Origin of the sequence: Saccharopolyspora elongata, from assembly GCF_004348985.1 — a bacterium.
GTDB lineage: Bacteria > Actinomycetota > Actinomycetes > Mycobacteriales > Pseudonocardiaceae > Saccharopolyspora > Saccharopolyspora elongata.
The window spans coordinates 105,717-113,451 of record NZ_SMKW01000030.1 but is presented as its reverse complement, the minus strand read 5'-3'; the positions used below and the strand labels follow the sequence as shown (position 1 = coordinate 113,451).

At 69.9% G+C, this 7,735-nt stretch carries 3 protein-coding genes; all 3 read right to left on the bottom strand.

Annotated elements, in window-relative coordinates; genetic code table 11:
* Positions 1-624: 624 nt before the first annotated feature.
* Positions 625-4,317, bottom strand: coding sequence for an FkbM family methyltransferase (locus E1288_RS22605; RefSeq protein ID WP_132488172.1), 3,693 nt, complete (start codon positions 4,315-4,317; stop codon positions 625-627).
* Between the two features lie 226 nt (positions 4,318-4,543).
* Positions 4,544-5,887 carry a glutamine synthetase family protein gene (locus E1288_RS22600; RefSeq protein ID WP_132488170.1) on the bottom strand — a complete coding sequence of 448 codons (1,344 nt, stop codon included), beginning with the start codon at positions 5,885-5,887 and terminating at the stop codon, positions 4,544-4,546.
* A 110-nt stretch (positions 5,888-5,997) separates the two neighbouring features.
* A complete protein-coding gene (locus E1288_RS22595; protein ID WP_132488168.1) occupies positions 5,998-7,611 on the bottom strand; it encodes an SLC13 family permease in 1,614 nt (537 codons plus the stop codon).
* Positions 7,612-7,735 lie beyond the last annotated feature (124 nt).

Below are 7,735 nucleotides of genomic sequence, written 5' to 3'. Positions count from 1 at the left end.
TGTTAAGCACGCCGCCAGCGTTCGTCCTGAGCCAGGATCAAACTCTCCAACAATGCTGTTGAACAATCCCAGCAGACACTCAAACCCCACAGGGCGAGCGTCATACTCAAAGAAACCACCAACCACCGAAATGGTCGGGGGCATAAAAGAACACTAACCAAAACAGTCCGCTGTTGAGTTCTCAAAGAACACACCCACACCATCACCCAACCCCTGAACCAGGGATCAAAGCTCCGGGGAGCATTTTCTTTCGCTTTCTTGTGTCGGTAACTCTAGCAGGCCCTCATTTCGGCGTTTTCAGGGGGGTCAACCCCGCGCTGATCGCTCCGAAGATCGAGCTCGTTGCTTGAGTTGTCAACGTGCCTCGTAGTCTTGGCGTCTACTTGGCGACCGCCTTACGTTACCCGGTGCGCTTCGCGGTGTCAAACCGCGCGCCCCGGCCGGTGTGCGCTCCGCGGAGTTCGTTCCCGATCTCCAGGGCGCTCCCGCGGCCGTCCTCGCCAGGCTCTTGCGTCCTGTTCCGTCCGGCCGTCCGTGCGGCGAAGAGAAAGTTACGCACACCCTGCGTGAAAGTCAAACCGCCTGGTCAGACTCTTGACGTCGCTCGTTCGGACGATCTCGGGTTCACTTCTGCTTCGGGCGCAGCCAGAGCTTCACGGTGCTCGCCGAACCCGCCGAGCTGATCGCTTCCAGCAGGTCAGGGGCAGATACCGGCCGATTGCGGCCCACCGGGACCAGGTCGTAGCCCCAGGTTCCGAACTCCCGCAGCGCCGCTCCGGGATCGTCACCCAGCTGGCGGATCGCGTCCGGGGTGAAGGAGCACACGATCGAAGGACGGTCGCGGCGCAGCAGGCGGACCAGGCCGCCGAGCACCCGGTGCACCCGCCCGCCCACGTCGACGTGCACGACCGAGAGCTTCAGGTTCTGCAGCGCCTCGTGGTTCTCCAGCTCCCGGTCGAGCCGGACGCCGCGCACGGACGGTGGCTTGTCGCCTTCCGGTGGGCTGACCGACAGGCCGCCTGCGAGCGACGATTCCGCCGCCAGCTGGCACGAGCCGTCCCATGCCGCGCCTTCCACCAGCACCAGCCGGTGCCCCCATGCCGCAGGCACGTTGACTTCGACGTTGTGCTTGAGCAGTGCGCCGCTTCGCGGGCACGGCTCGACCGCGACGACCGCACCGCTGTTGCCGAGCCTGCTCAGCACTCGCACGGTCTGGTAGCCCACGTACGCGCCGACGTCCATGAAGACGCCGTCGGGTTCGAGCAGGGAATCGATCAGCGCGGATACATCGCCGTCCCAGGTCGAGTGCGACGACAGCCACGGAAGCATGAAGCTGTCGTCGGCCGGCAGCCTCAGCAGTCCCGCGTCGCAGAGGACGGGCGTCGTGGTGCCGTCGCCGCCTCCGATGTTGCGTTCGTGCTCCCTGAGCAGGATGCGTTGCAGGACGTCGGTGCGTTGCAAGGCGCTCGCCGCATCGTGCGAGGCGATGCGGAGGCTCGCCTCCACGTCTTGGTCGCCCGTTTGGCGCTGTTCCAGCGAATCCATCCGATCGAGGATCCGCTCGACCGCCCCGGTCAGGCTGTCCAGGCGTTCCGCCAGGGCGTCCACGCGCTGATCACCGCCCTCGCCCGCTTCGAGCTTCCGCAGCCTGCGGTGCTGCTCGGCCAGGTCGGCCCGAGCTCGGACCATGCCGTCGTCGGTGCCGAGCAGCTGGGCGCCGTGCTGGTCCTGGCGCCTGATGAGCTGGGCAAGTTCCGCTCGCACCGCCTCCATGTCGCCTTCGCCGTCCGCCTCATACTGCCGGCGGAGCAGCTCGGAGGCGGTCTGCTCGACTCCGTCGACGAGCGAGCGCATGACGTCGCGGATGTGCTCGTCGTAGTGGCTCAGCGCCTTGAGCACGGCCTTGCGCAGCGCCGGGGCCATCGAGTTCCGGCTGCTGACGCCCACGTCCGGTGCCCGGTGCAGCGCGTGCCGCGCCACCAGCAGCGGGCGCAGCGGGTCGTCGAACTGGCCGTGGCTGTCCCGCGACCACTTCGTGCGCCAGTTCCGGTACGCCTGCTCGACGCGCTCGCGCAGGCGTGCGCCGGCGCGAGCAACGGTGTGGACCGCGAGCAGGTTTTCCTTTGCCGCCGCGCCGAATGCCGCGGTGGTCTCCGGGTCGTCGGCGGCGGCGCGCAGGAGCTCCGCGGCGGCTTCGATGTCCGGTTCTCCGGGCCCCGCGCAAGGCACCAGGCGCGCGGCTTCGACGCCGAAGAGCTCGGCCACCGCGCCGTGCTCCCCCGCGATCACCGGCACTCCGTGCGCGGCGACCTCCAGCAGCCTCAGCACGTGGTCGTCGCCCGCCTCGCCGCGGTGCAACGACACGAAGCAGTCCGACGCGGACAGCAGCGGGTGGAGGTCGAGGTCCTCTTCCACCAGCAGAACCCGGGAATCCGTCGCGGTCGCCAGGCGCAGGCGCTCGGCCGCTTCCGGGTGGTCGACCGCTCCGACGACGCCGATGAGCAGGCGCACCTCGTCGCGCTCCGGGAACGCCGCCAGGAACGCGCTGACCACGCCGAGCGCGTTGTCCGCCCGCTCGGCCGCGTGGTCCACGAAAGCCCCGAACACGAACTCGTCGGACAGCCCGAACTTGGCGCGGGCGCCCTTCCTCGTCGGTAAATCGATCCGATCGCGTTCCGGCGCCGGTAGTGCGACGACCCTGGTCTTCGTGCCGTTGCGGCGGGCCGCGGCGCGGCCGCTCTCCGACAGCACCCAGGTTTCCGCCACATCTGCGGTGTCGACGGCTCCGTTGTGGACGTCGATCACGTACCTGCCCGCGGGCACCGGCAGACCCGGTTCGCAGCGTAGGACGACCGGGTAGTAGGCCGTGTCGGCCGACGGCAGCCCGGATGCGCGGACCGCGGTGCGCATCAGCTCCGCGAGTTGCCCGTCGCCGAGCACCGCGACGCCGAGCTGGTCGACCAGGGCCGCCCGGTTGTCGATCCTGCGGTGCACCGCCTCGGCCGGGACCCGGCCGCTGGCCACGCCGACGCCGACGCACCACTCGTGGAAGGCCTCGGCGTTGGTGCCGAAGGGGTCCGGGTAGTCGCGCCGCAGGATCGGATCGTCCGCCCACACCGCCGCGGTCCAGCGGGAGCCGCCGGCCGCGCGCTGCCGGTCGTCGGCCGGGGCGCACGACCACTCCCGGAACTCCGCCAGCGGGCCGTCCGGTTCGAAGGGGCTCGGCGGCGGTTCGCCGTCCGCCTGCCAGGCGTCGAGGTACTCGCGGCGCAGCGTCGCGGGCAGCACGACGCCGTCGGGCAGGGCGTCGAACGGGTGCGGCTGCTCGCGGGTGTACCCGGCCCCGACCAGCGCGTTCCGGTAGCCCGCGCAGAGCCCGGCGAGCACCGGGTTCTCGGAGAGCAGGATCCGCGGGCGGTCGGCGTAGGCCGTGGACAGCAGCCAGGGCCGCTGCGGTTGGAAGCCGTCGAAGTGGACGCTCCGCAGCGCGGTGCCGTCCACGGTGTGCCGGCCGTCGCCCGCCACCACCAGCTCGCGCTGGGCCGCGTTCCACACGGACAGGCCGACGCCGGGATCGCGGATCACCTGGTGGTCGACCAGCGCGGGCGCGCCGTCCAGCATCGGCGCCGCCGCGCTGGGATCGTCCCGCAGCTGCTCCACCCACGTCGCGAGGAGCTGCTCCGCGCCCGGGCGGACGGCGAAGGCGCTGGGATCGAAGGTGCCCGATTCGGCGAGGTCGGCGGGGGTGGGGCGCAGGCCGTCCACCGCCAGCGGGCGCAGCACCCGCGGCACCAGGGCGACCGGCCGCTCGTGGGTCAGGCCCGCGACGAGATCGTCGAAGCGGCCGAAGAGCTGGACGGACGGTTCGAAGTACAGCACCGTCGCGCCGGACTTCAGCAGGTGCTGCAGGAACATCGGGCGCAGCACGTTGCGCAGCTGCTCCGCAGTGCAGCCCATCGCCAGCCGGGCGTACTCCGTCGCGTCGAGACCGATGTCGGCGAAGGTAAGGCCGTCCGGCTCCGGCCGGTCCGCGCCCGGCAGGTCGACCACCAGCAGCGCGAACTGCGCGTTCGGGTGGTGGCGGCGGAACGTCTCGCGGAGCACCCGCGCGGCCGGGAGCTGGTCGCGGCACGCGACGGTGCAGCCGAGCACGGTGCGGGCACCGCGGTCCTCCGGCGTTTCGGCGGGCCACTCCGGCTCGCCGAACAGCTCGGCCGGTTGCTCCAGCACACCGGATTGCAGGGTGGCTTCCACGGCGGAATTGCCGTCGGGGCTCCCCGCAGTCACTGGGTCGGGCTGCGCCTGCGAATCAGTCACGGGCGCAACCTATCGCTCCTCGCGCCGCAGCGACACGGCCAACCCCATGAGTTCGCAGACCGGGACGCGCGGTCTCCGGCGGGCACGCCCACGCCGAACGGCGCCGGGTGCCGCCCGGCACCCAGTCGCCGAGAGTCTTCGCAGGTCAGTGGTCGTGAGTACGTTGAGTCGCCATAGCGATCCAAAGTACTCACGACCCCATGAGCGGGCCGAACTCCTGCCCCGCTCAGAGCATCGGCATCAGGGTGCGGAGCTCGTACGGCGTGACGTGGCTGCGGTAGGCGTTCCACTCCTCGCGCTTGTTGCGCAGGAAGAAGTCGAACACGTGCTCGCCGAGGGTTTCCGCGACCAGCTCGGAGGACTCCATCTCGGTCAGCGCCTCGGTGAGGTTCTGCGGCAGGTTCGCGTAGCCGGCCGCCTTCCGCTCCCGTTCGGTCAGGCCCCACACGTCGTCCTCCGTGGCGGGCGGCAGCTCGTAGCCCTTCTGCACGCCGCGCAGCCCGGCCGCGAGGATCACCGCGTAGGCCAGGTACGGGTTGCAGGCCGAGTCGAGGTTGCGGACCTCGACGCGGCGCGAGGACGCCTTGCCCGGCGAGTACATCGGCACCCGGACCAGCGCGGACCGGTTCGCGTGGCCCCAGCAGACCGCGGTCGGCGCCTCGCCGCCGACGACCAGGCGCTTGTAGGAGTTCACCCACTGGTTGGTCACGGCGCTGATCTCGCGGGCGTGGTGCAGGATCCCGGCCACGAACGCCCGGCCGATGTCGGACAGCTCGAACGGGTTCTCCGGGTGGTAGAAGGCGTTCTGGTCGCCCTCGAACAGGCTGAAGTGGGTGTGCATGCCCGAGCCGGGCTGCCCGCTGAACGGCTTCGGCATGAACGAGGCGCGCACGCCCTGGGTGATCGCGACCTCCTTGACCACGTACCGGAACGTCATCACGTTGTCGGCCATGGTCAGCGCGTCGGCGTAGCGCAGGTCGATCTCCTGCTGGCCGGGCGCGCCCTCGTGGTGGCTGAACTCCACCGAGATCCCCATCGCCTCCAGGGTCTCGATGGCGTTGCGCCGGAAGTGCGGGGCGGCGTCGTGGCTGGACTGGTCGAAGTAGCCGCCGGAGTCGGCGGGCACCGGTTCGGTGCCGTCGTCCGGCAGGTTCTTCAGCAGGAAGAACTCGATCTCCGGGTGCACGTAGCAGGTGAAGCCGGACTCGGTGGCCTTGGCCAGGGTGCGGCGCAGCACGTGCCGAGGGTCGGCCCAGCAGGGCGAGCCGTCGGGCATGTGGATGTCGCAGAACATTCGCGCCGAGTAGTGCTCGCCGTCCGGGGTCTCCCACGGCAGCACCTGGAAGGTGGTGGGGTCCGGCTTGGCGACCATGTCCGATTCGTAGACCCGGGCGAAGCCCTCGATGGCCGAGCCGTCGAACCCGATGCCCTCGGCGAAGGCACCCTCTAGCTCGGCGGGCGAGATCGCCACCGATTTGAGCATGCCCAGGACGTCGGTGAACCACAGCCGCACGAAGCGGATGTCACGTTCCTCCAAGGTGCGGAGCACGAACTCCTGCTGGCGGTTCATGCACGCAGCCTAAGAGCTGCACCGGCCAAGTGCGTAACTGGTCCATGAACCCCGGGAAAGATGGCCTCGGCGAGCGGCCCGAGCGGGCCGCTCGCCGAGCGGCAGCCGGCCTAGCCGAAGCCGACCGCGGCGACCAGGAGGGGCAGGATCAGCCCGATGAGGATCGCCCCGGCGACGTCGAAGACCGCGCCGGAGCGGATCATCTTGGTGATCGGGACCGCCCCCGACCCGTAGACGATCGCGTTCTGCGGCGTGGACACCGGCAGCATGAACCCGAACGAGGCCGCGAAGGTGGCAGCCAGAGCGGGCACGAACGGATTCGCCCCGGCAGCCAGCGCCACCGGGATGACGATCGGGACGACCACCGCCGCCGAGGCGGTGTTCGACGTCGTCTCCGACACCAGCACCGCCAGCACGATCGCGAACACCGTGATGGCGACGCCGCTGGTGAAGCCGAGGTTGCTCGCGGCGCCCTCGCCGATGGTCTTGGCGAGCCCGGTCTCCGACAGCAGGGAGCCGAAGATGATGCCGGTGCCGAACAGCACCACGGTTCCCCAGTCGATCCGGCTGGCCTCGGTCCAGGTCAGCGTGAACCGCCGCTTGGACCAGTCGGTCGGCAGCACGAACAGCAGTGCGGCGCCGAGGACCGCGACGATGCCCTCGTCGAGGCGTTCGCTGACCGCGTCGTACGCCGCCGAGTCGTTGCCCGCGATCAGCGCGACCACGCCGGGGGTCACCCACAGCGCGACGGTGATGCCGAAGGCGATCAGCGTGTTCTTCTCGGCCCTGGACAGCGGGCCGAGCTTGGCCCGTTCGCCGGAGACGTAGTCCTCGACGCCGGACAGCTTGTTGATCTCCGGCCGGTTGAGCAGCAGCAGGGTGCCCGCCAGGACCAGGAACATCGGCACGCACACCGGCGCGGCCATGGCCATCCACTGCAGGAAGGAGATGCGTTCCCCGGTGGCCTCCTCGATCAGGCCGCGGCCGATCAGGTTCGGTGGTGAGCCGATCGGTGTGAGCAGGCCCCCGACGCTGGCGCCGTAGGCGAGCATCAGCATCAGCGCCACGCCGACCCGCAGCCGGAGCGGGTCGAAGTTGGCACCCTCCGGCAGTTTCTGGCGCACGAGCTCCGCGATCACCGCCAGGATGCCGACCGCGGTGGGCAGCAGCATCGCGACCGTGGCCGTGTTGGACACGACCGACGAGAGCAGGCAGGTGATCACCCCGAAGGCGATGATCACCCGCGAGGTGCTGCGGCCGACTCCCGGCAGGGACAGGATGCTGAAGGCGAAGCGCCTGGCCACGCCGTGCCGGAGCATCGCCTGGGCGAGGATGAACGCTCCGATGAAGGTGAACACCGTCGACGACCCGAACGGCGCGAGCACGTCGTCGGGTGGCATGACGCCGAGGATGACGACGGCTGCGACGCCGATGAGGCCACCGACCGGGATCGGCACGGGTTCGCACACCCACAGCACGATGACGCCGAGTAGCACCGCGGCGAGCTTGTGCTGGGCCGGTTCGAGTTGGGTGGGTATCAGGAGGAACGCGATGGTCAGCACCGGGGCGAGGAGCAGCCCGGTGGTGCGGCGAGCCCGTTCGAACCGCTCCTCCGCCGGAGAGAGCACCTGTTCGCCCAGACCCCGGTACGTGCTGCCGGACAGCAGCACCGATGTCACGCTCTGCGCGTCGGCCGGTCGGCCCGCATCGTCCGCTTTGTCCATGTCCCAGACCATAAGCCGCATGTGATCTACTTCACCAGAGTTCTTTCGATTGACCCTGACGAGTGATGCGCGAAGGGCGCCACTGACCCAATTGCCAGGTCGGAGGCGCCCTTCGGTCGGAACG